The 15,781-nt window shown below is 72.9% G+C and carries 14 protein-coding genes; all 14 read left to right on the top strand.

Going from position 1 to position 15,781, the window contains the following annotated elements; translation table 11 throughout:
* Positions 1–84 precede the first annotated feature (84 nt).
* A complete protein-coding gene (locus tag IFT72_RS06510; RefSeq protein WP_167261200.1) occupies positions 85–753 on the top strand; it encodes an amino acid ABC transporter permease in 669 nt (222 codons plus the stop codon).
* Complete coding sequence (locus IFT72_RS06505) at positions 750–1,682, top strand: amino acid ABC transporter permease (RefSeq protein ID WP_192045943.1); 933 nt, start codon at positions 750–752, stop codon at positions 1,680–1,682. The genes IFT72_RS06510 and IFT72_RS06505 overlap by 4 nt, the downstream gene beginning before the upstream one ends.
* Positions 1,683–1,785: 103 nt before the next feature.
* The gene (gene pheS, locus IFT72_RS06500; protein WP_056056184.1) at positions 1,786–2,826 is read left to right on the top strand and encodes a phenylalanine--tRNA ligase subunit alpha; all 1,041 of its coding nucleotides are present in this window, start codon (positions 1,786–1,788) and stop codon (positions 2,824–2,826) included.
* Positions 2,826–5,333, top strand: coding sequence for a phenylalanine--tRNA ligase subunit beta (gene pheT / locus IFT72_RS06495; RefSeq protein WP_192045942.1), 2,508 nt, complete (start codon positions 2,826–2,828; stop codon positions 5,331–5,333). Before pheS ends, pheT begins: the two co-directional genes overlap by 1 nt.
* Positions 5,334–5,391: 58 nt before the next feature.
* Complete coding sequence (gene argC, locus IFT72_RS06490) at positions 5,392–6,441, top strand: N-acetyl-gamma-glutamyl-phosphate reductase (RefSeq protein ID WP_192045941.1); 1,050 nt, start codon at positions 5,392–5,394, stop codon at positions 6,439–6,441.
* Complete coding sequence (gene argJ, locus IFT72_RS06485) at positions 6,438–7,595, top strand: bifunctional glutamate N-acetyltransferase/amino-acid acetyltransferase ArgJ (protein ID WP_192045940.1); 1,158 nt, start codon at positions 6,438–6,440, stop codon at positions 7,593–7,595. The genes argC and argJ overlap by 4 nt, the downstream gene beginning before the upstream one ends.
* On the top strand, positions 7,595–8,608 hold the full coding sequence (gene argB / locus IFT72_RS06480; protein ID WP_192045939.1) for an acetylglutamate kinase: 1,014 nt from the start codon (positions 7,595–7,597) through the stop codon (positions 8,606–8,608). The genes argJ and argB overlap by 1 nt, the downstream gene beginning before the upstream one ends.
* A complete protein-coding gene (locus tag IFT72_RS06475; RefSeq protein WP_167259525.1) occupies positions 8,605–9,807 on the top strand; it encodes an acetylornithine transaminase in 1,203 nt (400 codons plus the stop codon). The genes argB and IFT72_RS06475 overlap by 4 nt, the downstream gene beginning before the upstream one ends.
* On the top strand, positions 9,804–10,724 hold the full coding sequence (gene argF, locus IFT72_RS06470) for an ornithine carbamoyltransferase (RefSeq protein ID WP_192045938.1): 921 nt from the start codon (positions 9,804–9,806) through the stop codon (positions 10,722–10,724). The genes IFT72_RS06475 and argF overlap by 4 nt, the downstream gene beginning before the upstream one ends.
* A gap of 109 nt (positions 10,725–10,833) precedes the next feature.
* A complete protein-coding gene (locus IFT72_RS06465; protein WP_192045937.1) occupies positions 10,834–12,033 on the top strand; it encodes an argininosuccinate synthase in 1,200 nt (399 codons plus the stop codon).
* Entirely contained in the window at positions 12,033–13,484 is a 1,452-nt protein-coding gene (gene argH / locus IFT72_RS06460; RefSeq protein ID WP_192045936.1) for an argininosuccinate lyase, read from the top strand. The genes IFT72_RS06465 and argH overlap by 1 nt, the downstream gene beginning before the upstream one ends.
* The gene (locus tag IFT72_RS16360) at positions 13,481–13,603 is read left to right on the top strand and encodes a hypothetical protein (protein ID WP_255465466.1); all 123 of its coding nucleotides are present in this window, start codon (positions 13,481–13,483) and stop codon (positions 13,601–13,603) included. The genes argH and IFT72_RS16360 overlap by 4 nt, the downstream gene beginning before the upstream one ends.
* 44 nt (positions 13,604–13,647) lie before the next feature.
* Positions 13,648–14,247: a DNA-3-methyladenine glycosylase gene (locus tag IFT72_RS06455; RefSeq protein ID WP_192045935.1), complete on the top strand. Its 600-nt coding sequence runs from the start codon at positions 13,648–13,650 to the stop codon at positions 14,245–14,247.
* Between the two features lie 18 nt (positions 14,248–14,265).
* Complete coding sequence (gene tyrS / locus IFT72_RS06450; protein WP_192045934.1) at positions 14,266–15,579, top strand: tyrosine--tRNA ligase; 1,314 nt, start codon at positions 14,266–14,268, stop codon at positions 15,577–15,579.
* Positions 15,580–15,781: the final 202 nt, after the last annotated feature.

Below are 15,781 nucleotides of genomic sequence, written 5' to 3'. Positions count from 1 at the left end.
GCCCGCCCGCGCCTCCCCGGCGCCCCTGCACGACCGCTCGACCCGCGCGGTCGCCCCTGACCTGGAGACACCCCCGTGAACCCCTTGGACGTCATCCCCGGCTTCGACGCCGTGACCGACAACTGGCCCCGCTTCTGGGGCGGCTTCGTCACGACGCTGCAGCTGCTCGTGCTCTCCGGGGTGGGGGCGCTGGTGATCGGCTTCGTCGTCGCCGCCATGCGCATCTCCCCGGTCTCGTCGTTCCGCGTCTTCGCGACGGCGTACACCGAGGCGCTGCGGAACACGCCTCTCACGCTGGTGCTCTTCTTCTGCGCGTTCGTGCTGCCGTACCTCGGCGTCGACTTCGGCACGTACTTCCCGCTCGCCGTCATCGGCCTCACGGCCTACACCTCGCCCTTCGTGGCCGAGGCGATCCGCTCCGGCGTCAACGGCGTCCCGGTCGGCCAGGCGGAGGCGGCCCGCAGCATCGGCCTGGGGTTCGGCCAGACGCTCGGCCACGTCATCCTGCCGCAGGCGGTCCGCATGGTGCTGCCGCCGCTGATCAACGTCTTCATCGCCCTCACGAAGAACACCTCCGTCGCCGGGGCCTTCTTCGTCAGCGAGCTCTTCGCCGCCGGCCGCTACATCGCCAACGACCGCGGTGACGCCGTCGTCACCGTGCTGCTGGCCGTCGCCGTGTTCTACCTCGTCATCACCGTCACGCTCGGCCGCGTCGCCGCCGTCGTCGAGCAGAAGGTCGCAGTCCTCCGATGAGCACCACCGTCCTCTACGACGCGCCCGGCCCGAAGGCCCGCCGCACCTCGCGCATCATCTCCGTCGTCGGTGTGGTGCTCGTGCTCGCTCTCGTCGCGTGGCTCGTCTACCTCCTGGGCCGCCCCCGCGTCAGCGCCAACGGCGCCGTGACGCCGGGGGTGCTCGACCCGTCGCGGTGGGACATCCTCTCCGACCTCGCGCTGTGGCGGGCCATCTTCCGGGGCTGGCTCGCGACGATCCAGGCCGCGGCGGTCGCCTCGGTGCTCGCGGTGGTCGTCGGCGTCGTCTTCTCGTTCCTCCGCACGGCGCGCTCCCGCTTCGTCCGGGTCCCGACGACGGTCGTGCTCGAGTTCTTCCGCGGCATGCCCGTGCTGCTGATGATGCTGTTCATCCTGCTGGTCTTCTCGACCGGGGCCTTCTGGGCCGTGGTGGCGGCGCTGGCCGTCTACAACGGCGCCCTCATCGGCGAGGCCCTCCGCGCCGGCATCGCGTCGCTGCCCAGGGGCCAGAAGGAGGCGGGCCTCGCCCTGGGCCTGACGCCCACCGCCACGAGGTTCCTGATCGAGTTCCCGCAGGCGTTCCGCCAGATGCTGCCGATCATCCTGGCCCAGCTGGTCGTCCTCCTGAAGGACACGTCCCTCGGGTACATCGTCGGGTACGTCGAGCTGACCCGTGGGGGCCTCACCCGTCTCGGCACCTACTACGGCAGCACCTACACGTTCACGCTCTTCGCGGTGGTGCTCGTGGTGTACCTGGCCACGAACCTCCTGTTCTCGTGGGTCGTCCGCATCGTGGACCGCCGCACGGGCCGCGACGGCGTGCTCCGCCGCGCCGGTCGGGCCGGCAGGGGCGGCGGGCTCGGGGGGCCGGGCATCCTGGCCCGACCCGGGCGCGTCGAGACGGACGCCACCACCGGGGCCTCCGTCTGACCCGGTCGCCCGCCCCTCCCCAGGCCGTCGACCCGCGCCTCCTCGCCCCCACGGCACGAGGAGGCGCGGTCCGGCTCCCCGACGATCGCTAAGCTTGGTTCTCGTGTCAGACACCGTCCCCATCTCCGAAGACGCCGTCGCGTCCGCGGTCGACGCGGCGCTCGCCGCCGTCGCCACGGCCGCGTCGGTCGCCGAGCTGAAGACCGCTCGCTCCCAGCACGTGGGCGAGGCCTCCGTGCTGGCGCGCATGAACGCCGGTCTGCGTGACCTGCCCGCCGACCAGAGGGCGGCCGCCGGCAAGCTCGTCGGCGGAGCGCGCGGCCGCGTGGCCCAGGCCGTCGCCGCCCGCGAGGCCGGCCTCGCCGAGGAGGAGGAGGCCCGGCGCCTCGCCGACGAGTCCGTCGACGTCACGGCCCTGCCGACCCGCCGTCGGGCCGGCGCCCGTCACCCGCTCGCCCTGCTGCAGGAGCAGATGGTCGACCTCTTCGTCGGCATGGGCTGGGAGGTCAGCGAGGGCCCCGAGCTCGAGCACGAGTGGTTCAACTTCGACGCCCTGGCCTTCGACGCCGACCACCCCGCGCGGGCCATGCAAGACACCTTCTTCGTCGACCCGGTCGACGAGCACCTCGTGCTGCGCACGCACACCTCGCCGGTGCAGATCCGCACGCTGCTCTCGAAGCAGCTGCCGGTCTACAACGTCGCGACCGGGCGGGTCTTCCGCACCGACGAGCTCGACGCGACCCACACGCCCGTCTTCACGCAGATCGAGGGCATCGCGATCGACCGCGGGCTCACGATGGCGCACCTCCGGGGCACCCTCGAGCACCTCGCACGCTCGATGTTCGGCGCGGAGGCGCAGATCCGCCTGCGCCCCAACTACTTCCCCTTCACCGAGCCCAGCGCCGAGATGGACGTCTGGCAGCCGCACGCCAAGGGCGGCGCGCGGTGGGTCGAGTGGGGCGGCTGCGGCATGGTCAACCCGAACGTGCTGCGGGCCGCGGGCATCGACCCGGACGACTACCAGGGCTTCGCGTTCGGCATGGGCATCGAGCGCACCCTCCAGTTCCGCAACGACCTCAACGACATGCGCGACATGGTCGAGGGCGACGTCAGGTTCAGCGAGCAGTTCGGGATGGTGGTCTGATGCGGGTTCCGCTGAGCTGGCTCGGTGAGCACGTCGAGCTGCCGAGCGACGTCACGCTCGAGAGCGTCCACGCGGCGCTCGTCTCCGTCGGCTTCGAGGAGGAGGCCGTCCACGTCGGCGACGTCACCGGCCCCCTCGTCGTCGGCCAGGTGCTCGAGGTCACGCCCGAGCCCCAGAAGAACGGCAAGACCATCAACTGGTGCCGTGTCGCGGTCGGCCCCGACCACGCGACGCGCGACGACGACGTGCGCGGCATCGTCTGCGGCGCCCACAACTTCGTGGTCGGCGACAAGGTCGTCGTGTCGCTGCCCGGGGCCGTCCTGCCCGGGCCCTTCCCGATCGCCGCCCGCAAGACCTACGGCCACGTGTCCGACGGCATGATCGCCTCGAGCCGCGAGCTCGGGCTCGGCGACGAGCACGACGGCATCCTGCTGCTCAGCTCGCTGGGGCTCGACCCGGTCGTCGGCACCGACGCGATCCCCCTCCTCGGGCTCGATGACGCGGCGGTCGAGATCAACGTGACGCCTGACCGCGGCTACGCGTTCAGCATCCGGGGCGTGGCCCGCGAGTACTCGCACGCCACCGGCGCCACGTTCACCGACCCCGCGACGACCGTGTCGCCCGTCGAGGCGAGCGGCTTCCCCGTCTCCGTCGTCGACGAGGCACCCGTGCGCGACCGCGCCGCGGTCGCCACGTTCGTCACCCGCGTGGTGCGCGGCGTGGACGCCGGGCGTCCGACGCCGACCTGGATGTCGTCGCGGCTGCGGCTGGCCGGCGTCCGGTCGATCTCGCTGCTGGTCGACGTGACGAACTACGTCATGCTCGAGCTCGGCCAGCCGATCCACGGCTACGACCTCTCCGCGGTCACCGGCGGCCTGACCGTCCGACGCGCCGCCCCGGGCGAGACGCTCGAGACCCTCGACGGCCAGGTGCGCACGCTGCACCGCGAAGACCTGGTGATCGCCGACGAGACGGGGCCGGTCGGCCTCGCCGGCGTCATGGGCGGAGCGCGCACCGAGATGGGCGCGTCGACGACCGACGTCCTCGTCGAGGCCGCCACCTTCGACCCGGTGTCGATCGCCCGCACGGCCCGCCGGCACAAGCTGCCCAGCGAGGCGTCCCGTCGGTTCGAGCGCGGAGTCGACCCGGCGGTCTCCGCCCCGGCGGCCCAGCGCGTCGTCGACCTGCTCGTCGAGCTCGCCGGCGGCACGGCCGACGAGCTGGGCTCCGTCCTCGACGAGTCGGTCGCGCCGGCCGCGGTCGAGCTCGCCGTCGACCGGCCCGCCCGCCTGATGGGCGTGGCCTACGACCGCGCCGAGGTGGTCGACTCCCTGACGGCCGTCGGCGCCTCGGTGGTCGAGCAGGGCGACGTGCTCGTCGTGACCCCGCCCACGTGGCGTCCCGACCTCGTCGACCCGGCGTCGCTCGTCGAGGAGGTCGCGCGCATCACCGGCTACGACCGCATCCCGTCGGTGCTGCCCGTCGCGCCTCCCGGCCGCGGGCTCACCCGTGAGCAGCGGCTGCGCCGGCAGGTCTCCTCCTCCCTGGCCGCGGCCGGGCTGGTGGAGGTCGCCGCCTACCCGTTCGTCACCCCGGCGCAGAACTCCGCGTTCGGCTCCGCCGACGGGCAGGCCGTGCCCGCTGTGACGCTGGCCAACCCCCTCGACACCGCAGCGCCCCAGCTGCGGCGCTCGCTGCTGCCGGGCCTGCTCGACGTGGCGCGCCGCAACGCGTCGCGCGGCCTCGTCGACCTCGCGCTCTTCGAGACCGGCACCGTCTTCCTGCCCGAGGCCGGGGTCCGCTACGGCACGGCCGAGGTGCCGGCCGGTGCGGCGCGTCCGACCGACGACGTGCTGGCCGAGCTGGCCGCGAGCCTGCCTCCCCAGCCGCGGCACCTCGGCGTCCTCGCGCTCGGCGCGGCCGTGGACCGTCAGCCCGGCCAGGCCGCCGTCGCGGCCTCCCTCGCCGACGTCCTCGACGCGCTCCGGGTCGCCGTCCGCGCCGCGGGCGTCGAGCTGACCGTGCGGCAGGGCAGCCACCCGTCGCTCCACCCCGGCCGCGCCGCCGAGCTCCTCGTCGGCGACGAGCGGGTCGGCGTGGCGGGCGAGCTCCTGCCCACGGTCGCCGCCGAGCTCGACCTCCCGCGCGTCGTCGCGGTCGGCGAGGTCGACCTCGACCGCGTGCTCGCCCTGGGCGTCGACGTCGCGCCGCGTCCGATCTCGGCCTACCCTGCGGCCACGCAGGACGTGTCGCTCGTCGTCGACCTCGACGTCTCCGCCGGCGACCTGCTCGCGGCCGTCCGCGAGGGGGCGGGCTCGCTCCTGGAGTCGGCGCGCCTCGTCGACGACTACCGCGGCGCCGGGCTCCCCGACGGCACCAAGTCGCTGACCTTCGCCCTGCGCTTCCGCGCCGACGACCGCACCCTGACGGCGGCCGAGGCCACCGAGGCCAAGCAGGGCGCCGTCCGGCTCGCGTCCGAGCGATCGGGGGCGGCGCTCCGCGACTGACACTCGCCCGGCGTCGCCGCCCTCGATCCTCGACCGACTCGAACAGTAGGGTTCATCCATGCCACACACCGTTGCCGTCGCCGGAGCGAGCGGCTACGCCGGGGGCGAGCTGCTGAGGCTCCTCGCCGCCCACCCCGAGTTCGAGGTGACCACCGTCACCGCGAACCAGAACGCCGGGCAGCCCCTCATCGCCCTCCAGCCGCAGCTGCGCTCCCTCGCGCACCTCACGCTCGTCGAGACGACCCCCGAGGCCCTCGCGGGCCACGACGTCGTCTTCACGGCCCTCCCGCACGGCAAGTCCGGCGCGCTCACCGCCCAGCTGCCCGACGACGTCCTCGTCGTCGACTGCGGCGCCGACCACCGCCTCACCGACGAGGCGGCGTGGGAGCGCTTCTACGGCTCCGAGTTCTACGGCGCCTGGGCCTACGGCCTGCCCGAGCTCCTCCTCGCCGAGACCGGCGGCCGTCAGCGCGACCGTCTCGTCGGTGCCCGCCGCATCGCCGCGCCGGGCTGCAACGTCACCGCCGTGACCCTGGCCCTGGCGCCCGCGGTCCGGGCCGGCCTCGTCGACGCGACCGACCTGGTGTCGGTGCTCGCCGTCGGCCCGTCGGGGGCCGGCAAGGCCCTGGCGACCCACCTGCTGGCCAGCGAGCTGATGGGCTCGGCCTCGGCGTACGGGGTCGGCGGCACGCACCGCCACGTCCCCGAGATCCAGCAGAACCTCGTGGTGGCGGGCGCCGAGCGCGTCAGCATCTCGTTCACGCCGGTGCTCGTGCCGATGTCGCGCGGCATCCTCGCGACGTCGACGGCCACGCTGTCGCCCGGCGTCTCCGAGCACGACGTGCGCTCGGCCTACGAGCAGGCCTACGCAGCTGAGCCGTTCGTGCACGTGCTGCCGGCCGGGCAGTTCCCGCGCACCGCCGACACCGTCGGGGCCAACACCGCCCTGATCGGGATCGCCGTCGACGTCGACGCCGACCGCCTCGTGGTGGTCAGCGCCATCGACAACCTCGCCAAGGGCACCGCCGGAGCTGCCGTCCAGTCCGCCAACATCGCGCTCGGCATCCCCGAGACGACCGGCCTCACCGTGAACGGAGTGGCACCGTGAGCGTCACCGCAGCCCAGGGATTCGTCGCGTCCGGCGTCGTCGCGCACCTCAAGAGCACCGGGGCGCCCGACGTCGCGCTCGTCGTCAACAGGGGCCGCCGCAAGTCGGCGGCCGCCGTGTTCACGAGCAACCGCGCCAAGGCGAACCCCGTCCTCTGGTCGCAGCAGGTCATGGCCGACGGCCTGGCGGAGGCGGTCGTCCTGAACTCGGGAGGCGCGAACTGCTTCACCGGGTCGTTCGGCTTCCAGACGACCCACGCCACCGCCGAGGCCGTGGCCGAGGCCCTCGAGGTCTCCGCGACCGACGTCGTCGTCTGCTCCACGGGCCTGATCGGCGTCGGAGACCAGGTCTTCCGCGACAAGGTCCTGTCCGGCTCCCGTGACGCGGCGGCCGCCCTGCACGCCGACGGCGGCCTCGAGGCGGCGACCGCCATCATGACGACCGACACGGTGCCCAAGCAGGCCGTCGTCCGGGGCGACGGCTGGGTCGTCGGCGGCATGGCCAAGGGAGCGGGCATGCTCGCGCCGGGCCTGGCGACGATGCTCGTCGTGCTGACGACCGACGCCGACCTGGAGGCCGACCGCCTCGACGCGGCCCTCCGCGCCGCCACCCGCGTGACCTTCGACCGGCTCGACTCCGACGGCTGCATGTCGACCAACGACACGGTCGTCCTCCTCGCCAGCGGCGAGTCCGGAGCGACTCCCGGCGACGACGAGTTCACCGCCGCCGTGACGGCTCTCTGCGCCGACCTGGCCGAGCAGCTCCAGGCCGACGCCGAGGGCGCCTCGCACGACATCCGCATCGAGGTGGTCGGCGCGATCGACGACGACGACGCGGTCGAGGTCGGCCGGTCGATCGCCCGCAACGCCCTGTTCAAGGCCGCCGTCTTCGGCAACGACCCCAACTGGGGCCGTGTGCTCGCCGCGATCGGCACCACGAGCGCCGAGTTCGACCCCTACGCCGTCGACGTCAGCATCAACGGCGTGCGGGTCTGCCACGCCGGGGCGCCCGACCAGCCGAGCGACGGCGTCGACCTGACCCCGCGCGCGGTCCACGTGCTCGTCGACCTGCAGGTCGGCGACGCCGAGGCGACGATCCTGACGAACGACCTCACGCACGACTACGTGCACGAGAACAGCGCGTACTCCAGCTGATGGCCTCCACCGCGATCGTCCTCGGCGACGAACAGGAGCTCGCCGCCGTCAAGGCGGCCACGCTGATCGAGTCGCTCCCGTGGCTCAAGCGCTTCAGCGGCAAGGTCGTCGTCGTCAAGTTCGGCGGCAACGCCATGGTCGACGACGCGCTCAAGCGCGCCTTCGCCGAAGACATGGTGTACCTCCGCTACGCCGGCCTGCACCCCGTCGTGGTGCACGGCGGCGGCCCGCAGATCTCCGCCGCCCTCCAGGCCGCCGGCATCCCGAGCGACTTCCGCGGGGGCTACCGCTACACGAGCACCGAGGCGATCTCGGTCGTCCGCGACGTGCTCGCCGGTGAGGTGAACCGAGAGATCGTCGACCTCATCAACGAGCACGGCGACCTCGCGCGCGGGGTCTCCGGCGAGGGGTCCACGCTCTTCGAGGGCCGACGCCGGGGGGTCGTCGTCGACGGCGAGACCTTCGACCTCGGCCACGTGGGCGACGTCACCGAGGTCGACCCGTCGTCGGTGCTCGCCGAGATCGCCGCCGGTCGCATCCCGGTCGTGTCGTCGATCGCCACGAACGAGGCCGACCCCGCGCTCGCCCTCAACGTGAACGCCGACGCGGCCGCGGGGGCCCTGGCCATCGCCCTCCGCGCGACGAAGCTCGTCGTGCTCACCGACGTCGCTGGCCTCTACAGCGACTGGCCCGACCGGGAGTCCCTGGTCGAGGCGATCACCGTCTCGGCGCTCCGCGACATGCTGCCGACGCTCGAGTCGGGCATGATCCCCAAGATGACGGCCTGCCTCGACTCCGTCGTGGGCGGCGTCGGGGGAGCGACCATCATCGACGGCCGCATCCCCCACTCGATCCTCCTCGAGGTCTTCACCCAGCGCGGGTCGGGCACCGAGGTCGTCCCCGACGACCGGGCCGCCGACCACGGCGCGACCGTCGTCACCAGCTACCCCGTCGTCGACGAGGACGCCGTCGCGTCCGTCGACGCCGGCACCGAGAAGGAAGGACAGTCATGACCATCATCCAGACCCCGGGCGGTACCTGGCAGCGCCGCTTCGGCGACGCGCTCATGGGCTCCCTGTCCACCCCGAAGGTGATGCTCGAACGCGGCGAGGGCTGCCAGGTCTGGGACGTCGAGGGCAAGCGCTACCTCGACTTCCTCGCCGGCATCGCCGTCAACGCCCTGGGCCACGCGCACCCCGCGCTGGTCTCGGCCATCGCCGACCAGGCGGCCAAGCTCGTGCACGTGTCGAACTACTTCGCGACCGAGCCCCAGCTCGCCCTCGCCGAGCGCCTCAAGCGGATCACGGGCGCCGGAGAGCGTGGTCGCGTGTACTTCGGCAACAGCGGCGCCGAGGCGAACGAGGCGGCCTTCAAGCTCGCTCGGCTGAACGGCGACGGGGGCCGCCGCACCCGCATCCTCGCGCTCACCAACTCGTTCCACGGCCGCACCATGGGCTCCCTGGCGCTCACCGGCAAGCCCGCGCTGCGCGAGCCCTTCCTGCCCATGGCCCCCGGCGTCGAGCACATCGACACGTCGATCGAGGCCCTCGAAGACGCGATGGGCGACGACGTGGCCGCGATCTTCGTCGAGCCGATCAAGGGCGAGGCCGGCGTGCTCGACCTGCCCCACGGCTACCTCGAGCTCGCCCGCGAGCTGGCGACCGAGCACGGCGCCCTGCTCATCCTCGACGAGATCCAGACGGGCGTCGGCCGGACGGGGTCGTGGTTCACCTTCCAGCAGTTCGACGTCGTGCCCGACGCCGTCACGGTCGCCAAGGGCATCGCCGGGGGAGTGCCCATCGGTGCCCTCGTCACGTTCGGCGACGCGTCCGACCTGTTCGAGGCGGGCCAGCACGGCAGCACGTTCGGCGGCAACCCGCTGGCGACCGCCGCGGCTGACGCCGTCCTCGCCGAGATCGAGAGGTCGGGGCTCGTCCTCAACGCCCTCGTGCGCGGCGACCAGCTGCGCGCGGCGATCGAGGCGATGGACTCGCCGCTGGTCGACGAGATCCGCGGCCGCGGGCTGCTCATCGGCCTGGGCCTCACCCAGCCCGTCGCCGCCGAGATCGCGGCGCGGTGCCTCGAGGCCGGGCTCATCGTCAACGCCCCGAACGACTCGAGCATCCGTCTCGCCCCGCCGCTGATCGTCGGCGACGCCGAGATCGACGAGTTCACCACCATCTTCGGCACCGTCCTGAAAGGTCTCTCATGACCCGCCACTTCCTCCGCGACGACGACCTCAGCCCCGCCGAGCAGCTCGAGGTCCTCGACCTCGCCGACGCCCTGAAGCGCGACCGCTGGTCGCAGCGGCCCCTCGAGGGGCCGCAGACCGTGGCGGTCATCTTCGACAAGTCGTCGACGCGCACGCGGGTCTCGTTCGCGGTCGGCATCGCCGACCTCGGCGGCAGCCCCCTGATCATCGCCACCGCGAACAGCCAGCTCGGCGGCAAGGAGACCCCCTCCGACACCGCGCGCGTGCTCGAGCGCATGGTGTCGGCCATCGTCTGGCGGACCTACGGCCAGGCCGGCCTGGAGGAGATGGCGGCGGGCACGACGGTCCCGGTCGTCAACGCCCTGAGCGACGACTTCCACCCGTGTCAGCTCCTCGCCGACCTCCAGACCATCCGTGAGGCCAAGGGCCGTCTGGCCGGCCTCACCGTCGCCTTCGTCGGCGACGGGCGGAGCAACATGGGCCAGTCGTACCTGCTGGCCGGCGCCACCGCGGGCATGACCGTGCGCGTCGGCGCGCCCGAGGGCTTCCAGCCCGAGGCCGCCGTCGTGGCCGACGCCGAGGCGATCGCCGCGACCACGGGAGGCGCGGTGCAGGTCACGACCGACGCCCGCGAGGCCGTGGCGGGGGCCGACGTGGTGGTCACCGACACGTGGGTCTCGATGGGCAAGGAAGACGAGAAGGAAGAGCGCGTGGCCGTCTTCGGCGGCTTCAAGGTCGACCAGGCGCTGATGGCGCACGCGGCCGACGCGGCGATCTTCCTGCACTGCCTGCCCGCCGACCGCGGCTACGAGGTCGACGCCGACGTCATCGACGGCCCGACCAGCGTCATCTGGGACGAGGCGGAGAACCGCGTCCACGCCCAGAAGGCCCTGCTCACCTGGCTCCTCGCGCACTGACGCCGGAGCACCTCCCGCACCACCGGGTCACCTGACCCACCGGTCGACCGGGCCCCCGCCCGGTCGGCCGCCGATACACTCTCACCCCACATCACACCCAAGGAGAACCATGGCGGATCGCGTCGTCCTCGCATACTCGGGAGGCCTTGACACCTCCGTCGGCATCGGCTGGCTCGCCGACGCGACCGGCAAGGAGGTCGTCGCCCTCGCCGTCGACGTCGGGCAGGGCGGGGAGGACATGGACGACATCCGTCAGCGTGCCCTCGACTGCGGCGCCGTCGAGTCGGTCGTCGTCGACGCCAAGGAGGAGTTCGGCACCGACTACCTGATGCCGGCCCTCAAGGCCAACGCGATGTACCAGAAGACCTACCCCCTGGTGTCGGCCCTCAGCCGCCCCCTGATCGCGCGCCACCTGGCCCGTGTCGCCAAGGAGCTCGGCGCCGACAGCGTCGCGCACGGCTGCACCGGCAAGGGCAACGACCAGGTCCGCTTCGAGGCCGCCGTCGCGGCTCTCGCCCCCGACCTGACCAGCATCGCGCCCGTCCGCGACCTCGCCCTCACGCGCGACAAGGCCATCGTCTACGCCGAGCAGCACAGCCTGCCGATCCGCCAGAGCGCGGCCAACCCCTACTCGATCGACAAGAACGTCTGGGGCCGTGCGGTCGAGACGGGCTTCCTCGAGGACCCGTGGAACCCACCGATCGAAGATCTGTACGAGTACACGCAGGATCCCTCGGTCATCAAGCCCGCCGACGAGGTCGTCATCACCTTCCAGGCCGGCGTGCCGGTCGCGATCGACGGCGTCTCGTACACCCCGCTCGGCATCGTGCAGAAGATGAACGAGCTGGCCGGGGCGCACGGCGTGGGCCGCATCGACGTCGTCGAGGACCGCCTCGTCGGCATCAAGAGCCGTGAGGTCTACGAGGCGCCCGGCGCCGTCGCCCTGATCCAGGCGCACGAGGCCCTCGAGGCCCTCACGATCGAGCGCGACCTGGGCCGCTACAAGCGCGGCGTCGAGGCCGAGTGGTCGAACCTGGTCTACGACGGCCTCTGGTTCTCGGGCCTCAAGCGGTCGCTCGACGTCTTCATCGACGACACGCAGAAGTACGTCTCCGGCGAGATCCGCCTCAAGCTGCAGGGCGGCCGCGCGGTCGTCACCGGGCAGAAGAGCGAGCAGAGCCTGTACGACTTCGACCTCGCCACCTACGACACCGGCGACACGTTCGACCAGTCGCTGTCGAAGGGCTTCATCGAGATCTGGTCGTTGCCGAGCAAGATCTCGGCGCGCCGCGACCTGGCCCACCAGTAGTGGCCGACGCGACGCCAGCCCCGAACCAGAGGGCGGGGGAGGCGGGGGCCCTGTGGGGAGGCCGGTTCGCCTCCGGTCCGTCCCCCGAGCTGACGGCGCTGAGCCGGTCGACGCACTTCGACTGGCAGCTGGCGCCGTACGACATCGCCGGGTCCCGGGCGCACGCCCGGGCCCTGGCGGCGGCCGGGTACCTCGACGAGGCGGAGCTGACGAGCATGATCGAGGCCCTCGACCGCCTCGAGGACGACGTCGCGACCGGTGCCTTCGCGGCGCAGGAGACCGACGAGGACGTCCACTCGGCCCTGGAGCGCGGCCTCATCGGCATCGCCGGCGTCGAGCTCGGCGGAAAGCTGCGCGCCGGCCGCAGCCGGAACGACCAGATCGCCACGCTGGTGCGACTGTACCTCCGTGACCACGGCGCGTCCGTGGCCCGTCTCGTGGTCGGGCTCGTCGACGCGATCGCCGCCCAGGCGGCGGCGCACCCGACGGCGGTCATGCCCGGTCGGACCCACCTCCAGCACGCCCAGCCCGTGCTCCTCGCCCACCACCTGCTGGCGCACGCGTGGCCCCTGGTGCGCGACCTCGAGCGCCTCCGCGACTGGTCGCGACGTGCTGCGGCCTCGCCCTACGGCGCGGGGGCCCTCGCGGGCAGCTCGCTCGGCCTCGACCCGTTGCTCGTGGCGACCGAGCTCGGCTTCGACCGCACGACGGAGAACTCGATCGACGCGACGGCGAGCCGCGACGTGGTCGCCGAGTTCGCCTTCGTCGCGGCCTCGATCGGCATCGACGTCTCCCGGCTCGCCGAGGAGGTCATCCTCTGGTCGACGCGCGAGTTCGGCTTCGTCAAGCTGCACGACGCTTTCTCCACCGGGTCGTCGATCATGCCGCAGAAGAAGAACCCCGACGTCGCCGAGCTGGCGCGCGGCAAGTCGGGTCGGCTGATCGGCAACCTCACGGGCCTGCTGGCGACGTTGAAGGGCCTGCCGCTCGCGTACAACCGCGACCTGCAGGAGGACAAGGAGCCGGTCTTCGACTCCGTCACCCAGCTCGAGGTCCTGCTGCCCGCCTTCACGGGCATGATCGCGACGCTCGAGTTCGACGTCGGGCGCATGGCCGAGCTCGCCCCGCAGGGCTTCTCCCTCGCGACGGACGTCGCGGAGTGGCTCGTGCGGCAGGGCGTCAGCTTCCGTGACGCCCACGAGATCAGCGGCGAGCTGGTCCGGTTCTGCGAGCAGTCGGGGCTCGACCTCGACCAGCCGACCGACGAGCAGTACGCCGCGGTCTCTCCGCACCTCACCCCGGAGATCCGCGCCGTCCTCACCGTGGAGGGCTCCGTCGCGAGCCGCCGCGGCGCCGGGGGCACGGCTCCCGAGCGGGTCGCGGAGCAGACGGCGGCCCTCACCGAGCAGGTCGCGCGCCTGGTGCGCGAGCTCGACCCGGTGTCGGCGTGACCCGAGGTCGTCCGACCGGGCCGCGGCCGTGGGTGCTCCCCACGGTCGTGGCCGTCTGCGTCGTCGTCCTCGTGGCCGTCGTCGTCATCGTCGTGGCGAGCGGGCAGAGCTTCTTCTGAGCGGGCAGCAGGGCCCCGGGGGAGGCGCGGGGCCGGGTGACGAGGTGACCCGCCTGCTCTCCGGGCCGGCCCGCGAGGTCGGCCCGCGACTCCTCGGCTCCGTCTTCCGGGTCGGCGACGTGGCCGTCCGCCTCACCGAGGTGGAGGCCTACCACGGGCAGGGCGACGACCCCGGGTCGCACGCCCACCGCGGGCCGACGGAGCGGAACGCGAGCATGTTCGCCGAGGCGGGCACGCTCTACGTGTACCTGTCGTACGGGATCCACCGGTGCGTCAACATCGTGTGCGGTCCCGAGGGCTACGGGTCCGGGCTGCTGCTCCGTGCCGGGGAGGTCGTCGAGGGCCACGAGGTCGCCCGGCGCCGACGCCCGACGGCGCGGCGGGACGTCGAGCTCGCCCAGGGGCCGGGGAGGCTCGGGTCGGCCCTCGCGATCGAGCTGAGGGACGACGGGTCGCGTCTGGGCTCCGGCCGGTTCTCGCTCGAGCTGCCGACCGGGCCCGTCGGACCGGTGGTCGCCGGGCCCCGGGTGGGAGTCTCCGGCCCGGCGGGCACGGACGCCTGGCCGTGGCGATTCAGCCTCGAGGGCGACCCGACGGTGTCGGCCTGGCGGCCCGCGGTCCGGCGCGCCCGCCCTGCTCGCTGACGCTGGTACCGTTCTCGGGTGAGCACTGGAACCACCGCGGACGTCCTGGCCGGGCAGAGCAACGACCCGACGTTCGACGACGTGTGGGAGGAGCTGCAGTGGCGCGGCCTCGTCCACGTCTCGACCGACGCCGAGGCCCTCAAGGCCCTCCTCGCTGGGCCCCCGATCACGTACTACTGCGGCTTCGACCCGACCGCGCCGAGCCTGCACCTCGGCAACCTCGTGCAGCTGCTGCTCATGCGTCGCCTCCAGCTGGCCGGCCACCGGCCCCTCGGCCTCGTCGGCGGCTCGACGGGCCTGATCGGCGACCCGCGCCCCACAGCCGAGCGCACGTTGAAGACGCCCGAGCAGACGGCCGAGTGGGTCGAGCGCATCCGGGTGCACGTCGAGAAGTTCCTGTCGCCGGAGGGGGTGAACGGCCTGCGGGTCGTCAACAACCTCGACTGGACGGCGCCGCTCTCGGCGATCGAGTTCCTCCGCGACATCGGCAAGAACTTCCGCGTCGGGACGATGCTCAAGAAGGACGCCGTCAGCGCACGCCTCAACTCCGACGCCGGCATCAGCTACACGGAGTTCAGCTACCAGATCCTCCAGGGCCTCGACTTCCGTGAGCTGTACCGCGCGTACGACTGCGTGCTGCAGACCGGGGGCAGCGACCAGTGGGGCAACCTCACGAGCGGCACGGAGCTGATCCGTCGCTCCGAGGGAGTCGCGGTGCACGCCATCGGGACGCCCCTGATCACCAACACCGACGGCACCAAGTTCGGCAAGAGCGAGGGCAACGCCGTCTGGCTCGACGCCGAGCTGACCAGCCCCTACGCCATGTACCAGTTCTGGCTCAACACCGACGACGGCGACGTGGTCTCGCGGCTGCGGGTGTTCACCTTCCTGGACCGGGCCGAGATCGAGCGTCTCGAGCAGGCCGTCGCGACGGAGCCGTTCCGGCGGGAGGCGCAGCGCACCCTGGCCTGGGAGGTCACGCGCCTGGTCCACGGCGAGGCCGCGACCCAGGCCGCCATCGACGCCGCCGCGGCGCTCTTCGGGCAGGGCGACCTCGACGCCCTCGACGAGTCGACCCTCGCCAGCGCGATCGCCGAGCTGCCGACCGCGGAGGTCGCGGCCGACGCGACGGTCGCGCAGGCGCTCGTCGACACCGGGCTCGTCACGTCCTTGGGCGCTGCCCGTCGCGCGGCGACCGAGGGCGGGGTCTATGTCAACAACGCCCGGGTCGCCGATGCCGACGTCGTCGTGGGGGAGTCGCTCCTGCCCGGTCGGGTCGCGGTGCTCCGCCGGGGCAAGAAGACCCTCGCCGGAGTGCGCGTCAACGCCTAGCCCTCCGACCCGTCCACAGACCCGCCCCCGGCAGACGCCGGTGGGCGGGTCTCGTCGTTCCGGGGACGCGACGACCATGCCGGCCGGGGCCGTTCGGCAGGGGTCCACCCCTCGGCAGACTTGCCCTCGTGCGGCCGTGTGCGGCTCCCTGCCGAACGTTCACGCGTTGGACCCTTGATTTTCCGGGGTTGGTGGTTGCGAC

It is taken from the genome of Frigoribacterium sp. CFBP 8754, from assembly GCF_014841815.1.
GTDB lineage: Bacteria > Actinomycetota > Actinomycetes > Actinomycetales > Microbacteriaceae > Frigoribacterium > Frigoribacterium endophyticum.
Note: the sequence above shows the minus strand (reverse complement) of the source record. Positions and strands in the feature narration are given on the sequence as shown.